The organism is Pseudomonas sp. 05L36 (assembly GCF_056398125.1).
Map to the genome: position 1 here is coordinate 66,444 of NZ_JBFTOU010000018.1, position 19,166 is coordinate 85,609.

The 19,166-nt window shown below is 60.4% G+C and carries 13 protein-coding genes; 5 read left to right on the forward strand and 8 right to left on the reverse strand.

The features are described 5' to 3' along the window. Positions 1–17 precede the first annotated feature (17 nt). The gene (gene fadB, locus AC1DKH_RS19305) at positions 18–2,165 is read right to left on the reverse strand and encodes a fatty acid oxidation complex subunit alpha FadB (protein WP_477798963.1); all 2,148 of its coding nucleotides are present in this window, start codon (positions 2,163–2,165) and stop codon (positions 18–20) included. A 612-nt stretch (positions 2,166–2,777) separates the two neighbouring features. After that, on the reverse strand, positions 2,778–3,215 hold the full coding sequence (locus tag AC1DKH_RS19310; RefSeq protein WP_477798964.1) for a hypothetical protein: 438 nt from the start codon (positions 3,213–3,215) through the stop codon (positions 2,778–2,780). Positions 3,216–3,319: 104 nt separating this feature from the next. Here AC1DKH_RS19310 and AC1DKH_RS19315 point away from each other — a divergent pair, with 104 nt between their 5' ends. Beyond that, complete coding sequence (locus AC1DKH_RS19315) at positions 3,320–3,760, forward strand: universal stress protein (protein ID WP_477763434.1); 441 nt, start codon at positions 3,320–3,322, stop codon at positions 3,758–3,760. Positions 3,761–4,010: 250 nt separating this feature from the next. Here the strand turns inward: AC1DKH_RS19315 and AC1DKH_RS19320 are convergent, their stop codons facing one another. Further along, positions 4,011–5,930 carry an ATP-binding cassette domain-containing protein gene (locus tag AC1DKH_RS19320; RefSeq protein ID WP_414873348.1) on the reverse strand — a complete coding sequence of 640 codons (1,920 nt, stop codon included), beginning with the start codon at positions 5,928–5,930 and terminating at the stop codon, positions 4,011–4,013. Between the two features lie 215 nt (positions 5,931–6,145). Between AC1DKH_RS19320 and AC1DKH_RS19325 the strand changes: the two genes are divergently transcribed. After that, complete coding sequence (locus AC1DKH_RS19325; RefSeq protein WP_477798965.1) at positions 6,146–8,074, forward strand: transglycosylase SLT domain-containing protein; 1,929 nt, start codon at positions 6,146–6,148, stop codon at positions 8,072–8,074. Between the two features lie 54 nt (positions 8,075–8,128). Here the strand turns inward: AC1DKH_RS19325 and AC1DKH_RS19330 are convergent, their stop codons facing one another. Further along, a complete protein-coding gene (locus AC1DKH_RS19330) occupies positions 8,129–9,172 on the reverse strand; it encodes a Fic family protein (RefSeq protein WP_477798966.1) in 1,044 nt (347 codons plus the stop codon). Between the two features lie 68 nt (positions 9,173–9,240). Next, positions 9,241–11,016 carry an ABC transporter transmembrane domain-containing protein gene (locus AC1DKH_RS19335; protein WP_477763580.1) on the reverse strand — a complete coding sequence of 592 codons (1,776 nt, stop codon included), beginning with the start codon at positions 11,014–11,016 and terminating at the stop codon, positions 9,241–9,243. A 251-nt stretch (positions 11,017–11,267) separates the two neighbouring features. Here AC1DKH_RS19335 and AC1DKH_RS19340 point away from each other — a divergent pair, with 251 nt between their 5' ends. Then, positions 11,268–11,447: a PA1571 family protein gene (locus AC1DKH_RS19340; RefSeq protein ID WP_007974065.1), complete on the forward strand. Its 180-nt coding sequence runs from the start codon at positions 11,268–11,270 to the stop codon at positions 11,445–11,447. 192 nt (positions 11,448–11,639) lie between these two features. Here the strand turns inward: AC1DKH_RS19340 and pdxB are convergent, their stop codons facing one another. Next, a complete protein-coding gene (gene pdxB, locus AC1DKH_RS19345) occupies positions 11,640–12,782 on the reverse strand; it encodes a 4-phosphoerythronate dehydrogenase PdxB (protein ID WP_477798967.1) in 1,143 nt (380 codons plus the stop codon). A gap of 280 nt (positions 12,783–13,062) precedes the next feature. On the opposite strand from pdxB, the gene AC1DKH_RS19350 reads away from it, so the two are divergent. Further along, positions 13,063–14,466, forward strand: coding sequence for an MATE family efflux transporter (locus AC1DKH_RS19350; protein WP_477798968.1), 1,404 nt, complete (start codon positions 13,063–13,065; stop codon positions 14,464–14,466). A 138-nt stretch (positions 14,467–14,604) separates the two neighbouring features. Here the strand turns inward: AC1DKH_RS19350 and tusA are convergent, their stop codons facing one another. After that, positions 14,605–14,856 (reverse strand): sulfurtransferase TusA, encoded by a 252-nt coding sequence (tusA, locus tag AC1DKH_RS19355; protein WP_007987255.1) that lies wholly within the window; start codon positions 14,854–14,856, stop codon positions 14,605–14,607. Between the two features lie 192 nt (positions 14,857–15,048). Next, positions 15,049–16,122 (reverse strand): 23S rRNA (cytidine(2498)-2'-O)-methyltransferase RlmM, encoded by a 1,074-nt coding sequence (rlmM, locus tag AC1DKH_RS19360; protein ID WP_477798969.1) that lies wholly within the window; start codon positions 16,120–16,122, stop codon positions 15,049–15,051. A gap of 298 nt (positions 16,123–16,420) precedes the next feature. Between rlmM and acnA the strand changes: the two genes are divergently transcribed. Beyond that, a complete protein-coding gene (gene acnA / locus AC1DKH_RS19365) occupies positions 16,421–19,162 on the forward strand; it encodes an aconitate hydratase AcnA (RefSeq protein WP_477798970.1) in 2,742 nt (913 codons plus the stop codon). The last annotated feature ends 4 nt before the right edge of the window (positions 19,163–19,166 follow it).

Consider the following 19,166-nt stretch of genomic DNA (forward strand, 5'->3'; position numbering starts at 1 on the left):
ACTCTAGTTGGGGGCGCTTAACCGAAGAAGCTCTGGCCGTTCTTGGCCATTTCGCGCAGCTTCGCGGTCGGGTGGTACAGCGCGCTCAAATCAGCGTACTGGTCAGCCAGGGCAACGAACTCTGCCACACCGAGCGAGTCGATGTAGCGCAGCGCACCGCCACGGAATGGAGGGAAACCAATACCGTAGACCAGACCCATGTCGGCTTCGGCGGCGGTTTCGACGATGCCGTCTTCCAGGCAACGCACGGTTTCCAGGCACAGCGGGATCATCATCCAGTTGATGATGTCTTCGTCGGTGACTTCGCGTTGCTCGTAAACGATCGGCTTGAGCACTTCCAGTACCGACGGGTCGGCCACTTTCTTCTGCTTGCCTTTCTTATCGGTCTCGTAGGCGTAGAAGCCCTTGCCGTTCTTCTGGCCCAGGCGCTTGGCTTCGTAGAGCACGTCGACGGCCGAGCGACGGTCGTCCTTCATGCGGTCCGGGAAGCCTTCAGCCATCACGTCACGACCGTGGTGACCGGTGTCGATGCCGACCACGTCCATCAGGTAGGCCGGGCCCATCGGCCAGCCGAATTTTTCCATGACCTTGTCGATACGGACGAAGTCCACACCGGCACTGACCAGCTTGGCGAAACCGCCGAAGTACGGGAACAGGACGCGGTTGACCAGGAAGCCCGGGCAATCGTTGACGACGATCGGGTTCTTGCCCATTTTCTTGGCGTAGGCAACGGTAGTCGCTACGGCCAGTTCGCTGGACTTCTCGCCACGGATCACTTCCACCAGCGGCATCATGTGCACCGGGTTGAAGAAGTGCATGCCGACGAAGTTTTCCGGACGCTTGAGGGCCTTGGCCAGCAAGGTGATGGAAATGGTCGAGGTGTTGGACGCCAGGATGGTGTCCTCCTTGACCTGGTCTTCAACTTCAGCCAGTACCGCTTGTTTGACCTTCGGGTTCTCGACGACAGCTTCCACCACCAGGTCCACGTGACCGAAATCGCCGTAAGACAGGGTTGGACGGATGCCGTTGAGCACTTCGGCCATTTTCGCGGCGGTCATGCGACCTTTATCAACGCGGCCAACCAGCAGTTTGGCGGCTTCGGCCAGACCCTGCTCGATACCGTGCTCGTTGATGTCCTTCATCAGGATCGGCGTGCCTTTGGAAGCCGACTGATAGGCGATACCGCCACCCATGATGCCGGCGCCCAGTACGGCGGCCTGCTTCACGTCCTTGGCGATTTCGTCGTAGGCCTTGGCCTTTTTCTTCAGTTCCTGATCGTTCAGGAACAAGCCGATCAAGCTCTGCGCAGCAGAGGTCTTGGCCAGCTTGACGAAACCGGCCGCTTCGATTTCCAGCGCCTTGTCGCGACCGAAGTTCGCGGCTTTCTGGATAGTCTTGATCGCTTCAACCGGCGCCGGGTAGTTCGGGCCAGCCTGACCAGCCACGAAACCTTTGGCGGTTTCGAAAGCCATCATTTGTTCGATGGCGTTCAGCTTGAGCTTTTCCAGCTTCGGCTGGCGCTTGGCCTTGTAGTCGAACTCGCCGGAGATGGCGCGCTTGACCAGTTCCAGCGCGGCGTCCTGCAGCTGCTCAGGAGCAACCACTGCGTCGACAGCGCCGACTTTCAGCGCGTCTTCAGGACGGTTTTCCTTGCCGGCGGCAATCCACTCGATGGCGTTGTCGGCACCGATCAGGCGCGGCAGGCGCACGGTACCGCCGAAGCCCGGGTAGATGCCCAGCTTGACTTCCGGCAGGCCGATCTTGGCATTGGTGGACATGACGCGGTAGTCCGCCGCCAGGCACATTTCCAGACCGCCACCCAGCGCGATGCCGTTGATTGCGGCGACGGTCGGGACGTTGAGGTCTTCGAAATCGCTGAAAATCCTGTTGGCTTCGAGGTTGCCAGCAACAAGTTCTGCATCCGGCAGCTTGAAGTTGTCGACAAATTCGGTGATGTCGGCGCCGACGATGAACACGTCCTTGCCACTGCTGACGATCACGCCCTTGATCGAAGCATCTGCCTTGATGGTGTCTACGGCCTGACGCAGTTCGTTCAGGGTTAGACGGTTGAACTTGTTGACGGACTCACCCTTGAGATCGAACTTCAGTTCGACGATGCCACTTTCAAGAGCCTTAACCGTGATGGCTTTACCTTCGTAAATCATCAACTGATCTCCACGATATGGAAGCTGAACAGTACACGTCGGACGCAGGCGAATGGCTTGGCAGGGACGTTGATCGTCAATGCTACGCCCATTCCCCCGGCACACCCGCCAACGCGATAGTCGGGATTCTGTAGGAGCGGTCTGAAATACAAACGCTCAATTCATACGCCCGTTTGATTTGGGTACGTCACCTTCACGGAATTTCCGACAATTGTCAATCGCCTGAAAAACGGGTTGAAACGCGACTTTCCGGTCATTTCCGTACTGCGAAGACCTTAAACACGTTTGAGCATGCAAGGTCATTCATAGAATCAATTGTTAGAAAATTCGCCCTAATTCGCTGCAGCCCGTGTTTAACACGCTACGCTGGCGAAACCAGGGGAAAAAGTTGAACGCTTTGGCGAATGCCCAGCGTAAGATCAGCCCACACCGTTTTACCGGCCTGCCTGGCCAACCCGCCCGATGAAGTTGTCGGGCTTTTTATTGCCTGATCGCTTCCTGTAGGAGCGAGCCTGCTCGCGATGAACCTGAGGACGCCGCAGGGGTGTCAGGTTGCCAGCGTCATCGTTGACGACCATCGCGAGCAGGCTCGCTCCTACAGGGGACCCGGTTTCAGGCCAGTGCCTTGAGGGTGACATCGATCTGTTGCAACACCTCGGCCTCGCCCTTCTCGCCCCAATACAAGGCGATTATTTGCCTGTCGGCCTCGACCTTGAAGACATTGCCTGGCAATTTTTCGAAATGATCGAGCAGCGCCCGATCTTCACAGATTTCCTGCCACTGATTCACCCAGACACCCGGTGATTTTTGCCAGTAACTCCAGCACGCCGGCTGACTGCCACGTCGCGGGCGATGGTACTGGGCGCAGGGGCTCGGCGGCTCCTGGCTCAGCCAGTGCGGCCATTGCTGGGGCGCCAGTTGCATGGCCAGGCCGATGCGCCGGGCCTCCATCCGCAGGGCGATACGCCCACTCTGGGCGCGCGAGGGGCGCAACCATGCCAGCGGGCTAAGTACCACCAGCAGGATTGACACCACTATCCAGACCGTCATATCTGTACTCCCGATTCTTGATGAGCCCATTGTGTCACTTTGGAACCAATGCGCTTGAAACCAGCCATACTTACCAATATTGCATCCCTCAGGAGGAGCACCTCATGCCCTACAACCATATTCTGGTCGCTGTAGACCTGACCGAAGAGTGCGACCCTGTGATCCACCGCGCTCGCGAACTGTCGGTGAGCAACGGCGCGAAGTTGTCACTGGTGCACATTGTCGAGCCGATGGCCATGGCCTTCGGCGGCGACGTGCCGATGGACCTGTCACAACTGCAACAGCAGCAGTTCGATCAGGCCAAGGAGCGACTGGAGCGCCTCAAGCACAAATACGCCGAACTCGAAGGCGCCAACTGCCACCTGACCTACGGCCAGCCACGCCAGGAAATTCACCAGATGGCCAAGGAGCAAACCTGCGACCTGATCGTGGTGGGCAGCCATGGCCGGCACGGCCTGGCACTGCTGCTGGGCTCCACCGCCAATGACGTGCTGCATGGCGCGCCTTGCGATGTGCTTGCTGTGCGCCTGCAAACCAAAAGCTGACAACACGCGAGCGCCGGGCTTTTCGCATGGAATGCGATCTATAGGTCGACATGAACTCACTGTAGGAGCGAGCGTGCTCGCGATGGACCTGAGAACGCCACGGGGTGTCAGGTTTCAAGCGTCATCGTTGACGACCATCGCGAGCAAGCTCGCTCCTACAGGGAATCCATTTCAAGCAACAGATCGCATTACATATGAAAAGCCCGGCGTTCACAGGTGTGAAGCCGGGCTTTTTTTATTACGGGATCAATCAGGCATCCAGTTCGGCCCAACGCTCGACCATGATCTCGAGCTCAGCCTGCAACTGCTCCAGCTGAGCAATCACCGCAGCCGTTTCGGCAGCAGGACGCTGATAGAAGCCCGCATCCGCCATCTGTGCTTCAACGGCGGCGATCTGTTGCTCCATGGCTTCGATCTGCCCCGGCAACGCTTCCAGTTCGCGCTGCAACTTGTAGCTGAGCTTTTTCTTCGCCACTGGCGCTTCGACGGCCGCCGCAACCGGCGCAGGCTCGGCCTTCACCACCGCGGAGTTCAGGTCGGCCTTGCCGGATTTGCTTTCGGTCACGCCCAGCAGGCGCGGCGAGCCGCCCTGGCGCAGCCAGTCCTGGTAGCCACCGACGTACTCGCGAACCTTGCCTTCACCTTCGAAAACCAGGGTGCTGGTGACCACGTTGTCGAGGAATGCCCGGTCGTGGCTGACCATCAGTACGGTGCCGTTGAAGGTCAGCAAGACCTCTTCGAGCAATTCGAGGGTTTCAACGTCGAGGTCGTTGGTCGGTTCGTCGAGTACCAGCAGGTTCGCCGGCTTGCTGAACAACTTGGCCAGCAACAGACGGGCACGCTCACCACCGGACAGCGCCTTGACCGGCGTGCGCGCACGCTGCGGGCTGAACAGGAAGTCGCCGAGGTAGCTCAGCACATGGCGGCTCTGACCATCGATATCGATGAAGTCGCGACCTTCGGCCACGTTGTCGATTACGGTTTTTTCCAGATCCAGTTGATGACGCAACTGGTCGAAGTAGGCGACATCGATCCTGGTGCCTTCTTCCACTTTGCCGCTGGTCGGTTGCAGGCCGCTGAGCATCAGCTTCAGCAGCGTGGTCTTGCCGGTACCGTTGGCGCCGAGCAGACCGATACGGTCGCCGCGCTGCAGCACCATCGAGAAGTCCTTGATCAGGAACGGGCCGCCCGGGTGAGCGAAGCTGACGTTCTCGAGCACCATCACTTGCTTGCCGGACTTGTCGGCAGTGTCCAGCTGGATATTGGCCTTGCCGGTACGCTCACGACGCTCGCTGCGCTCGACACGCAGAGCCTTGAGGGCACGTACGCGGCCTTCGTTACGGGTGCGACGGGCCTTGATACCCTGACGAATCCACACTTCTTCCTGGGCCAGGCGCTTGTCGAACAACGCATTGGCGGTGGCTTCGGCAGCGAGTTCGGCTTCCTTGTGCACGAGGAAACTGGCGTAGTCGCCGTTCCAGTCGATCAGGCCGCCGCGATCCAGTTCGAGGATGCGGGTGGCCAGGTTCTGCAGGAAAGAACGGTCGTGCGTGATGAACAGCACGGCGCCCTGGAAATCCTTCAATGCTTCTTCAAGCCAGGCGATGGCACCGATGTCCAGGTGGTTGGTCGGTTCGTCGAGCAGCAGCAGGTCCGGCTCGGACACCAGGGCCTGGGCCAGCAGGACGCGACGACGCCAGCCGCCGGACAACTCGGCGAGGGTCTTGTCGGCCGGCAGTTGCAGGCGGCTCAGGGTGCTGTCGACGAGGGTCTGCAAACGCCAGCCGTCGCGGGCTTCGAGGTCGTGCTGGACGTGCATCAGTTTGTCCAGGTCGGCGTCGGTGACGCAGTTCTGGCTCAGGTGGTGATATTCGGCGAGCAAGGCGCCAACGCCGTCCAGGCCTTCGGCCACCACATCGAACACGGTCCGCTCGTCGGCCACCGGCAATTCTTGCGGCAATTCGCCGATTTTCAGACCGGGGGCACGCCACACCGAGCCGTCATCGGGCTTCTGGTCGCCCTTGACGAGCTTCATCATGCTGGACTTGCCAGTGCCGTTGCGGCCGATGATGCACACCCGCTCACCACGGGCGATCTGCCAGGACACCTTGTCCAACAACGGCATAGCGCCGAAAGCAAGGGACACATCGCTGAATTTGAGCAGGGTCATGAGCTTCTCCAAAAACCGGGCGCGCATTCTACCTGACTTGAGGCTTCAGAAGGCCGGCAATTTCGCTGTCGTAGCACTCTGCATGACAAATGTTGCGAACTGACGCGGGAAGACCCGCAAAGCTTTCACCGGCTGCTGGCAAAAGGCTAAGCTACAGACAATTCAGCGCGGGTCTGGCCCGCACTTGTCATGATTTTTCTCTGCCCGGACGTCTCATGCGCAGTCGCCTTTTCAATCTTTTATCTGTTTTTTTACTGTCTGCCGCTGCCGTTCAATCCGTCCAGGCGGTGGACCTGTCCACCCAACGCCAGTATTACGATGAAGCCAAACGCGCCTTGGCCAAGGGCGACAGTGGCCCGTATTTCCGTTACAGCCAGGCCCTCGCCGATTATCCGCTGGAACCCTACCTGGCCTACGACGAGCTGACCGCGCGCCTGAAAACCGCGAGCAACGCCGAAATCGAGAAATTCCTCGCCGAACACGGCGACCTGCCCCAGGCCAACTGGATGAAACTGCGCTGGTTGCGCTGGCTGGCGGATCGGGGCGACTGGGCGACCTTCGTCAAGTACTACGACCCGAAAATGAACTTCACCGAACTGGACTGCCTGAATGCGCAGTACCAGCTCAGCCACAATCTCAAGGTCGAAGGTAACGCCAACGCCGAAAAACTCTGGCTGACTGGTAAATCCCAACCTGAAGCCTGTGACACGCTGTTCGGCATGTGGGCCGCCGAAGGCCAGTTGACCGAGCAAAAACGCTGGGAGCGCGCCAAACTCGCCGCCCAGACGCGCAACTACCCGCTGGCCAACAGCCTGGTCAACGGCATGACCGCCCTCGCCCCTCGCGGTCGCTTGCTGGTGGACGTCGCGCAGAAACCGGAACTGCTCAACCAGCCGTCACGCTTCACCCCGGCCGATGAGGCCATGTCCGATGTGGTCAGCCTCGGCCTGCGCCGCCTGGCCCGCCAGGACCCGGACAAGGCCATGGACCTGCTCGACGGTTACGCCAGTAGCATGCACTTCTCCCGGGATGAAAAAGTGGCGATCGCCCGGGAAATCGGCCTGACCCTCGCACGACGTTTCGACAGCCGTGCACTGGACGTCATGACCAAATACGACCCCGAGCTGCGCGACAACACGGTTTCCGAATGGCGCTTGCGCCTGCTCCTGCGCCTCGCTCGCTGGGACGACGCCTATCAGTTGACCCGCCGCCTGCCCCAGGACCTGGCCACCACCAACCGCTGGCGTTACTGGCAGGCCCGCAGCCTGGAACTGGCGCAACCGCAGAATCCGCAAGCGCAGACGCTCTATAAAAGCCTGGCCCGCGAACGCGACTTCTATGGTTTCCTCGCCGCCGATCGCTCCCAGTCGCCCTACTCTTTGCTCAACAAACCGCTGGTGCTCAGCCAAGCCACCATCAACAAGGTGCGAAACACGCCCGGCGTACGCCGCGCCCTGGAGCTGCACGCCCGCGGGCAGATCGTCGATGGCCGTCGCGAGTGGTATTACGTCAGCCGTCACTTCAGCCGCGACGAAATGGTCGCCCAGGCGAAACTGGCCTACGACCTGAAATGGTACTTCCCGGCGATCCGCACCATCAGTCAGGCGCAGTATTGGGATGACCTGGATATCCGCTTCCCGATGGCTCACCGCGAGACCCTGGTCCGTGAAGCGAAAAACCGCGGCCTGCATCCGAGCTGGGCGTTCGCCATTACCCGCCAGGAAAGTGCGTTCATGGACGACGCCCGCTCCGGGGTCGGCGCCTCGGGCCTGATGCAACTGATGCCGGCCACCGCCAAGGAAACCGCACGCAAGTTCAGCATTCCCTATAGCTCGCCACAGCAACTGTTCGATCCGGACAAGAACATCCAGCTCGGTGCCGCCTACCTGAGCCAGGTGCACAGCCAGTTCAACGGCAACCGCGTCCTCGCCTCCGCCGCCTACAACGCCGGCCCCGGCCGCGTACGCCAATGGCTGCGCGGTGCGGACCACCTGAGTTTCGACGTGTGGGTGGAAAGCATCCCGTTCGACGAAACCCGCCAGTACGTGCAAAACGTGCTGTCGTACTCGGTGATCTACGGTCAGAAGCTCAATGCGCCACAGCCGATCGTGGATTGGCATGAGCGGTTTTTCGACGATCAATGATTCAAATCGACCCGCAAAAAAAGCCCGCATCACAGATGCGGGCTTTTTTATTACTCAGTGTTTCTTCGCCGATTTGAGCTGTGCGAAGACCTGTTTTCCGAGCTGGGTCAGGCGATACTTTTGTGCCGGACTACTTGGCGATTCGGGATGGGTCATCTCTATCCATTCGACCGCTAATGCCGGCCTGAGATAGTTAGCCCGAAACGTTGCCTTGTGCACCAATCCGATGTCAGCCATCAGGTCACTGATCTTACGCGGACCGTTAAGATGCAATACAGAAAGCAACTTCTCTACTGGGTCGCTTACTGGGTCGCTTACTGGGTCGATTTCTGCCCCCCCACGTACCGCCTCCGATAGTGCAAGGCTCATGGCTTGCAGCATGAACTCTACGAAAGGCGTCGATTCGGCCAAATGATCGGCCGCCGACAATGCCGCGTAGTACGCCTCCTGCTGATCCCGAATCACCGCCTCAACCGGCAAATATGACAATGCCGGGCGCCACTGACTGAGTATCAGGGTTTGCCAAAGGCGTCCCATACGTCCATTACCGTCAGCGAAGGGATGGATGAACTCGAACTCATAATGAAAGACGCAGCTGGTAATCAGCGGATGCCAATCCGAGGCACCAAGCCACGTCAACAAGTCGTCGATCAAGTGCAAAACGCGACTCGGCGGCGGCGCCATATGGAGCAACTTATCGCCACGATAGATACCCACGCCGGATCGACGAAACTGCCCGTAATCATCAATCAATCCACCCATCAGCAATTCATGGGCACGCAGTAAATCGGCCCGGCTGCTTGGTTGCCAATCAGGCATGGCTTCGTAAGCAGCAAACGCATTTCGTACTTCCTGGATTTCCCGAGGCAACCCCAGCACACGATGCCCTGCCAGAACGGCAGTCACTTGCTCGATGCTCAGCGTATTATTTTCGATGGCCAAAGAAGCCTGAATCGTTCGAATCCGATTGCCACGACGTAACTGAGGCGTCTGCAGGCGTTCGTCCATCGCCGTAAGCTGACCGATCTGTTCGCTGATATCGGCGATCAGCGACAACATTTTTGTCGTCAAGGTCAACGGTGGTTGATAACGGCTCATATCCTCATCCGGGCTCATGACAGAGGACGACATAATGCCCGAACCTGGCGTCATTCATCAGTAGTCATTCATGCCGCTTCATGTCCATCACTGAACTGCAACGCCGCCAACCGCGCATACAACGCATTGCTGGCAATCAGCTCCTGATGCGTGCCCACCGCCACCAGTTTCCCCTGGTCCATCACCGCAATTCGGTCGGCGTTTTTCACCGTGGCCAGGCGATGGGCGATGACCAGGGTGGTACGGTTTTTCATCAGGCTCGGCAGCGCCTGCTGGATCAGGTGTTCACTCTGGGCATCGAGGGCGCTGGTAGCTTCGTCGAGGAGCAGGATCGGGGCGTCCACCAGCAACGCGCGGGCGATGGCCAGACGTTGGCGCTGACCACCGGACAAGCCGAGACCACCGTCCCCCAGATGAGTCTGGTAACCGTTGGCCATGGCTTCGATAAAGTCATGGGCATAAGCGATTTTTGCCGCTTCCTGTACCTCGGCCAAAGTCGCCTTCGGACTGCCGTAGCGAATGTTTTCTTCAATGCTGCCGAAAAACAGTGCCGGGGCTTGCGACACCAGGGCGAAACAGCGACGCAGGTCCAGCGGATCGAGTTGAGTCAACGGCACGCCATCGAGCAGGATCCGTCCCTCGGCCGGGTCGTAAAAACGCAGCAGCAAGTCATACACCGTCGATTTTCCGGCCCCCGATGGCCCGACCAGCGCCAGCGTCTCACCGGCATTTACAGTCAGGCTCAACCCGTCGACGGCATAACTTTCCGGCCGCGACGGGTAGGAAAAACGCACATTTTGCAGTTGCAGTTGGCCGTCGACCCGGTCCGGCAGTGTCACCGCGCCTGCCACCGGCGGCAGGATGATGTTTTCCGAACGCAGCAACTCGGCAATCCGCTCGGCCGCGCCGGCTGCCCGTTGCAATTCGCCAATCACTTCGCTCAAGGTGCCGAACGCGCTGCCGACGATCAGGCTATAGAACACGAACGCCGCCAGCTCGCCGGCGGAAATTCGCCCGGCGATGACGTCCATGCCACCGACCCAGAGCATCACCCCGACCGCGCCCAATACCAAGACGATCACCAGGGTAATCAGCCAGGCCCGCTGGAAGATGCGCTTGCGTGCGGTGTTGAACGCCTCCTCCACGGTCACGGCAAACCGGCGCTCGTCCTCGGCCTGATGGTTGTAGGCCTGCACGGTCTTGATCTGGCCCAGGGTTTCGGAAACATAGCTGCCGATGTCGGCAATCCGGTCCTGACTCAGGCGCGAGAGGTTACGCACCCGCCGGCCGAAGATCAGGATCGGCGCGATCACCAAAGGCAAGGCCAGCACCACGATGCTGGTGAGCTTGGGGTTGGTGATGAACAGCAAGACGATTCCGCCGATCACCATCAACAGATTGCGCAGGAACAACGACAGCGAAGAACCGATGACCGATTGCAGCAGCGTGGTATCGGCGGTCAGGCGTGACTGGATTTCGGAGCTGCGATTGTCTTCGTAAAACCCCGGGTGCAGGTAAATCAGATGATTGAACACGTTGCGCCGGATATCGGCGACGCAGCGTTCACCGATCCACGACACCAGGTAAAACCGCGCAAACGTACCGATTGCCAACCCCATGACCAGCAACATGAACAGCGTGATGGACTGATTGAGCAGATGCGGTGACTGGGTCATGAACCCCTGGTCCACCAGCAGGCGAATGCCCTGCCCCATGGACAAGGTGATGCCGGCGGTGGCGATCAGCGCCAGCAAGGCGCCAAAGGCCTGCCAGCGATACGGCGCGATGAAACGACGGGCCAGGCGAACAGCACGGCGGTGACGGGCAGAGAGCATCGCAATCATCCAGGACAAAGCAGTCATTAGGGTCAGCCTACACCGCTCAATGGGGTGGCTCGCTGCAAATCACAATGAGTCAGGTTAATTATGTCCACCAACACTAGAGGCTAGACGCTATTGGTCTAAAGTTCGGCTAGCCACGCGAAGGCATTTCTGGTGGACTGTTTCTGTCCCCCCGGAAAGATCGCAGGGAGTTGTCATAGCCCGGTCACCTGGCGGTTCTACAGTAAGCACACAACCTGATGAGGAGACAGGCCATGTCCTTGCAACACAGCAGCGATGACAAGATTCAAGTGATCCGCACGCAACCAGACCAGTCTCTGGGTTGCTCGATTATTGACGAGCAGGGTCGCGAAGTACCGATCACTGAAGAGATGATCCAGAAAGCTTGCAGCGAACTGGAAAAGCGATTGGTCAAACCTGCCGAACAAGAGTGATATAGCCACCGTCTTCTTGACCCGGCCCATGGTTGGCCGGGTTTTTTATGCCTGCTTAATCCAATCCGGGACCGCGGTGGCCCCATCGCGAGCAAGCTCGCTCCAACAGTGTTCTTTGTCATGCACAAGATTTGTGTACGCCGCAGTTCCCTGTGGGAGCGAGCTTGCTCGCGATGGGGCCGCCGCGGTCTATCAGATTGCCATTGCCCCCAACGCCGCCACAATCCTCTGCAACTCAGGCGAGTCACCTTCGATCCGCACCTGCAATCCGTCGATCTCCCGGCGCAACGGGTATTGCTTGCGCAGCACATCGAATGCCGCACGCTGCTCGCTGACACTGCCGACCAGGCTGCGACGGAAATCCGCATCGTCGCGACGCGGGTCATATACGCCACGGCACAGCATCGCCAAGGCCCAGGCCGGGTCGCTTTGCGCATTCAGGGTCACGTGCGACAGCCACGGTGCCGGCAGCAAATCGCTCAGGCTGACGCGGGCCGGTTGCCCGAGAAAGTCGCAATACGCCTGATAAATCTGCGCGGTCCCCCGCTGCTTGCCGTCGAGGCTGTAACCGGCAATGTGCGGCGTTGCCAGCACGCACAGCTCGGCCAGCGCCACGTCGACTTCAGGCTCGTTTTCCCACACATCGAGCACCGCTTGCAGGTCTTCGCGCTCCAGCAGCACATCGCGCAGGGCCCTGTTGTTCACCACCGGTCCGCGACTGGCATTGATCAGCCAGGTGCCGGACTTGAGCTGGTTCAGGCGTGTCTCATCGAACAAATGCCAGGTCGATAGCTGTCCCTGCCTGGTCAGCGGCGTGTGCAGGCTGATGACGTCGCACGCTTCGATGATCTGCTCGAGGCTGACGTAGTCACCGCCTTCAGCGGCCTGCCGTGGCGGATCGCACACCAGCACCTTCCAGCCCAGACCCTGCAGGACTTTGACCAATCGCCCGCCCACTTCGCCGGCACCGACTACGCCGTAGGTACGCCGGGTCAGGTCGACGCCTTCGATTTCGGCCAGGGTCAACAAGCTGCCGAGCACATAGTCGACCACGCCGCGGGCATTGCAGCCCGGTGCGCTGGACCAGGTGATACCGGCCTGCTGAAAGTAATCCAGGTCCAGATGATCGGTGCCGATGGTGCACGTACCGACAAAACGCACCTTGCTGCCTTCGAGCAGCGCGCGATTGACGTTGGTCACCGAACGCACCAACAGCACATCGGCGTGTTCGACCGTGGCACGGTCAATGGAACGACCCGGCACCCGGCGGATTTCACCGAAGCCTTCGAAGAAGGCATCGAGCAGGGGGATATTTTCGTCGGCAACAATCAGCATGGCAGGCTCCTTTGGCGGATCGGCAGTGTAGGCGTAGATGACGCATCGCGCCTAGACGCATCTCTCTGTAGGAGCGAGCTTGCTCCGGGCGGCGTTCCGACGATGGACGCAAGGATGCCACGTTCATTCAGGCGTCCCGCGTCATCGTTGACGCTCATCGCGAGCGCGCTCGCTCCTACAGAGGGTTGATTACAAATCGGTAACACGGGTCTTTTCCTGACTGCCGCGTCAACGCGTAGAATGCGCGCCTGTGCATCAACACCTTTTGGACGTTTCGCTATTGAATCCTGTAATCGAGAATACCGCCGCCATTGCGCCTGCGCGGACAACCCCCGTTCGCCTGGAACTCAAAGGCCTGCTCAACCTGGCCCTGCCCATCATGATCGCGCAACTGGCGACCACGGCCATGGGCTTCGTCGATGCGGTGATGGCCGGCCGCGTCAGCCCACGGGACCTGGCCTCGGTGGCCCTGGGCAACTCGATCTGGATTCCCGTCTACCTGTTGATGTCCGGCGTCCTGCTGGCTACCACACCCAAGGTCGCACAACGCTTTGGCGCCGGGCAGTTTGACGAGATCGGCCCGCTGGTTCGCCAGGCGCTGTGGCTCGCGCTGTGTGTCGGGTTGATCGGCAGCGGCCTGCTGCTCGGCGCCGAGCCGATCCTGCACTGGATGAAAGTCGATCCGCAGTTGATCGAGCCGAGCATGGGTTACCTGCACGGGATCGCCTTCGGCTTGCCGGGCATGGCTTTTTATTACGTACTGCGCTGCTACAGCGATGGCATGGGGCGCACCCGTCCGAGCATGGTCATTGGCTTGTGCGGCCTGCTGCTGAACATCCCGCTGAACTATGCGTTGATCTACGGCCACTTCGGCGCACCGGCCCTGGGCGGCGTCGGTTGCGGCTGGGCCAGCGGCATCGTGATGTGGTTCATGGCGTTGAGCATGGCCGGCTGGACGTTCTGGGCGCCCTTCTATTCCCGCACCCGTGTGCTGGTGCGCTTCGACCGTCCGCAATGGGTCGTGATCAAGCGCCTGGTCGGCATTGGCCTGCCGATTGGTATCGCCGTCTTCGCCGAGTCCAGCATCTTCGCGGTCATCGCGCTATTGATCGGTAGTCTCGGCTCTACCGTGGTGGCCGGGCATCAAATCGCCCTGAACATCAGCTCACTGTTGTTCATGATTCCTTACTCGCTGGGCATGGCGGTGACCGTGCGCGTCGGTCAGGCACTGGGGGCCGGAAATCCTTGGCAGGCGCGCTTCGCGGCAAAGGTCGGGCTCGGCGCGGCACTGGTGTTCGCGGCGTTCTCGGCGAGCCTGATCCTGCTGCTGCGCGAGCCCATCGCCTCGATCTACACGCCTGACAGGAACGTGATCCAGATTGCATCGATGCTGATTGTCTATGCTGCGCTGTACCAGTTTTCCGATGCCATCCAGGTGATTTGCGCTGGCGCGTTGCGTGGATACCAGGACACCCGGGTGACGATGATCCTGACCTTGTTCGCCTATTGGGGCATCGGCCTGCCGGTCGGCTACGTGCTGGGACTGACCGACTGGTTCGGTCCGGCCAGCGGCCCAAGCGGGTTGTGGGAAGGGCTGATTGCCGGCTTGAGCTGTGCGGCGCTGATGCTGTCGATCCGCCTGACGCTCAGTGCGCGCAAACGGATTCGCCTGAGCCAGCACTGATTACCGCATCACCTGTAGGAGCAGCCGGTCGACGCTCGATTGCTCGCGAAAAACGTCAGGACACCGCGGGGCATCAGGTTTTACGCGTTATCGTTGACGTCCATCGCGAGCAAGCTCGCTCCTACAGGGGCTTGATGATCAGCCGGATTTCTTGCGAATCCAGTAGAGGTAGGTGCCCGCCTCTTCGTGCTGCGCCACCAGTTCATGGTCGAGAAACACACAGAACTTGGGAATGTCGCGACGGGTCGACGGGTCAGTGGCGATCACCTTGAGCAAGCCGCCAGGCACCAGGTCACGGATATGCTGGTGTAGCATCATCACCGGCTCCGGGCAATTGAGGCCGGTGGCGTCGAGGGTGCCGTCTACCGGCGTATCAAGCATTTCACTCATGATTCACTCCTGAAACTGGCCGGCATTGTCGCGCATTGCCGGGTGTAACGTCATCTGTGGCATAACGCCGCCCCTTGTAGGAGCGAGCCCTGCTCGCGATGGTCGTCAACGATGACGCGGGAGACCTGACACCCCGTGATGCTCTCAGGTCCATCGCGAGCAGGCTCGCTCCTACAGGGGGATTGCGGTGCATCAGCGGGATTTCGGCTTCTTCACATCCAGCCGGCGCAAATGGCAGGTCACTTCCTCGCGGTCGTGGTACAGCTGCTTGCAGCCGATCTCGACCTTGATGCCCCGTGCCTTGAAGCCTTCGGCAATGCGCTCGAGCAAACGCTTCACTTCGGCGTAACGCTGCTTCATCGGCAGCTTGAGGTTAACCACCGCTTCACGACAATGCCCCTCGCCGATCCACTCTTCCAGCATCGCGGCGTTGCGCGCCGGCTTCTCGACGATGTCGCAGACCATCCAGTCCACCGGTTGCTTGGGCTTGAAGGTGAAACCGTCGGCCATCAAGTGCTGCACCAGACCGGTGTCCATCAGGCTTTCGGCCATCGGGCCGTTGTCGATCGCCGTCACCAGCATGCCGCGGTTGACCAGTTGCCAGGTCCAGCCACCAGGAGCGGCCCCGAGGTCGACGCCGGTCATATCGCCGTGCAGGCGCTCGTCCCACTGGTCGCGCGGGATGAAGTGGTGCCAGGCCTCTTCCAGCTTGAGGGTCGAGCGGCTCGGCGCTTCGCGGGGGAATTTCAAACGGGGGATGCCCATTGGCCACATGGCCGAGTTATTCGACTCGGCCAGGCCCATGAACACTTCACGCCCACTCTTGAAGGTCAGCAACAGGCGCGGCTTGTGCGCGTCTTCCACCAGTTTGCCAGCGGCCATCAGCGCCTTGCGCAGGTGCACTTCGAATTTCTTGCAGAAGTTCGACAGTTCCTTGCCGTCATTGGTGTCGACCATTTCCAGCCACAGGCTGCCGCACAGCGGAAAGTCCGCCATATGCGCGAGGATCACGCTGATGCGGTCGGTTTCCGGCAGATCGATGAAAATCCCCCGAGCCCACTGGCGCGGGAAGATCAGCTCGGCGAAACGCTGCCCGCGCATCAGGCGCTCGGCGCCGTCTTCTTCGGTGCAGACGAATTCGGCGCAGGCAGTTGCAGCTTTGGCCTTGGCATAACCGGCCACATTCAAGCGCGCGGCGAGGTCGGAAATCTCGGAACAGACTTCGCCTTCGAAGCCCGGCCGGCAATGCATAAAGAGGGTGTTCATTCTTACTCCTGGACCCTGTAGGAGCGAGCTTGCTCGCGATGGACTCAAGGGCTGCGCGTTTACTCAGGAAACACGCGTTATCGTTAACGTCCATCGCGAGCAGGCTCGCTCCCACAAAGAGAGACCGCTTGCGTTGAAGCAAAGCCTGTCACGAAAACCGGCGCATGATAGCTGACTTCGGAACCTGGGGTCTGTCCATAGAGTCCAGTTATTAGCCAGCTACTTAAAACAGGGCTAGGTTTAATGTTCTGCCCGTCCCCTCAGTCCGTAGCCGTGCGGACTTTAAGGAGTGATCGTAATGCCGTCCCTCGATAGCCTGAAAACACTGAAGACCCTGCAAGTCGGCAACAAGACTTACCACTACTTCAGCCTGCCGGAAGCCGCCAAAAGCCTGGGCGACCTGGACAAGTTGCCGATGTCCTTGAAAGTCCTGCTGGAAAACCTGCTGCGCTGGGAAGACGAAAAAACCGTCACCGGCGCCGACCTCAAGGCACTGGCCGCGTGGCTCAAGGAGCGTCGCTCCGACCGCGAAATCCAGTACCGCCCGGCGCGGGTCTTGATGCAAGACTTCACTGGCGTTCCCGCTGTGGTCGACCTGGCCGCGATGCGTGCGGCGATGGCCAAGGCCGGCGGCAATCCACAGCGGATCAACCCGCTGTCGCCGGTAGACCTGGTGATCGACCACTCGGTGATGGTCGACAAGTTCGCCAGCAGCAGCGCCTTCGAGCAAAACGTCGACATTGAAATGCAGCGCAATGGCGAGCGTTATGCGTTCCTGCGCTGGGGCCAGAGTGCCTTTGACAATTTCAGCGTGGTGCCGCCGGGCACCGGGATCTGCCACCAGGTGAATCTTGAATACCTCGGCCGCACGGTCTGGACCAAGGACGAGGACGACCGCACCTATGCCTTCCCCGACACTTTGGTCGGCACCGATTCCCACACCACCATGATCAACGGCCTCGGCGTGCTCGGCTGGGGCGTTGGCGGTATCGAGGCGGAAGCGGCGATGCTCGGGCAACCGGTGTCGATGCTGATTCCCGAAGTCATCGGTTTCAAACTCACCGGCAAGCTCAAGGAAGGCATCACCGCCACCGACCTGGTGCTGACCGTGACCCAGATGCTGCGCAAGAAAGGCGTGGTGGGCAAATTCGTCGAGTTCTACGGCGATGGCCTCGCCGACCTGCCGCTCGCCGACCGCGCGACCATCGCCAACATGGCCCCGGAATACGGCGCCACCTGCGGTTTCTTCCCGGTGGACGACGTCACGCTGGAGTACCTGCGCCTGTCCGGCCGGCCTCTGGAAACGGTGCAACTGGTCGAGGCCTACAGCAAGGCCCAGGGGCTGTGGCGCCTGCCCGGCCAGGAACCGCTGTTCACCGACACCCTGGCGCTGGACATGGGCCGCGTCGAAGCCTGCCTCGCGGGGCCGAAACGCCCGCAGGACCGGGTATCGCTGCCGAATGTCGCCCAAGCCTTCAGCGACTTCGTCGACCTGCAATTCAAACCCACCAGCAAGGAAGAAGGCCGCCTGGAAAGCGAGGGGGGCGGCGGCGTCGCCGTCGGCAACGCCGATCTGGCCGGCGAAGCGGATTACGACTACGAAGGCCAGACCTATCGCCTGAAAAACGGCGCGGTGGTGATTGCCGCCATCACCTCCTGCACCAACACCTCCAACCCGAGCGTGATGATGGCGGCCGGGCTGGTGGCGAAGAAGGCTGTGGAAAAAGGCCTGAAACGCAAACCCTGGGTGAAGAGTTCGCTGGCCCCCGGCTCGAAAGTGGTCACCGACTACTACAAGGCGGCCGGCCTGACCCGTTACCTCGATGAATTGGGCTTCGCCCTGGTCGGCTATGGCTGCACCACCTGCATCGGCAACTCCGGGCCGCTGTCGGAGCCCATCGAAAAAGCCATCCAGCAAGCCGACCTCACCGTGGCATCGGTGCTCTCAGGCAATCGCAACTTCGAAGGCCGGGTGCATCCACTGGTGAAAACCAACTGGCTGGCCTCCCCGCCGCTGGTGGTCGCCTACGCGCTGGCCGGCACGGTGCGCACTGACCTCAGCCGCGAACCGTTGGGCGATGACAAGGACGGCAAACCGGTTTACCTGCGGGATATCTGGCCAAGCAGCAAAGAAATTGCCGACGCGGTGAATCAGGTCAACACCGCGATGTTCCACAAGGAATACGCCGAAGTGTTTGCCGGTGACGCGCAATGGCAGGCGATCAAGGTTCCGCAGGCGGCGACCTATGTCTGGCAGGCCGACTCGACCTACATCCAGCATCCGCCGTTTTTCGATGACATCGGCGGCCCGCCGCCTGTGGTCAAGGATATCTACGCAGCGAACATTCTCGCGTTGCTCGGCGACTCGGTGACCACCGACCACATCTCCCCCGCCGGCAACATCAAGGCCGACAGCCCGGCAGGGCAATACTTGCGCGACAAAGGCGTGGAGCCACGGGACTTCAACTCCTACGGCTCGCGGCGCGGCAACCACGAAGTGATGATGCGCGGCACCTTCGCCAACATCCGCATACGCAACGAAATGCTCGGCGGCGAGGAAGGCGGCAACACCCGCTACATTCCCACCGGGGAAAAAATGCCGATCTACGACGCCGCCATGCGCTATCAGGCTTCGGGCACGCCGCTGGTGGTGATCGCCGGCCAGGAATACGGCACCGGATCGAGCCGCGACTGGGCGGCCAAGGGCACCAATCTGTTGGGGGTGAAAGCGGTCATCGCCGAAAGCTTCGAGCGGATTCACCGCTCCAATCTGGTGGGCATGGGCGTGTTGCCGCTGCAGTTCAAGCTGGACCAGAACCGCAAGAGCCTGAAACTGGGCGGCAGTGAAACCCTGGACATCCTCGGATTGACCGGCGTCGAGCTGACGCCACGGATGAACCTGTCGCTGGTCATCACCCGTGAAGACGGCAGCAAGGAAAAGGTCGAGGTGTTGTGCCGGATCGATACGCTCAATGAAGTGGAATACTTCAAGTCGGGAGGAATTTTGCATTACGTGTTGCGGCAGTTGATTGCCTCATAACGGC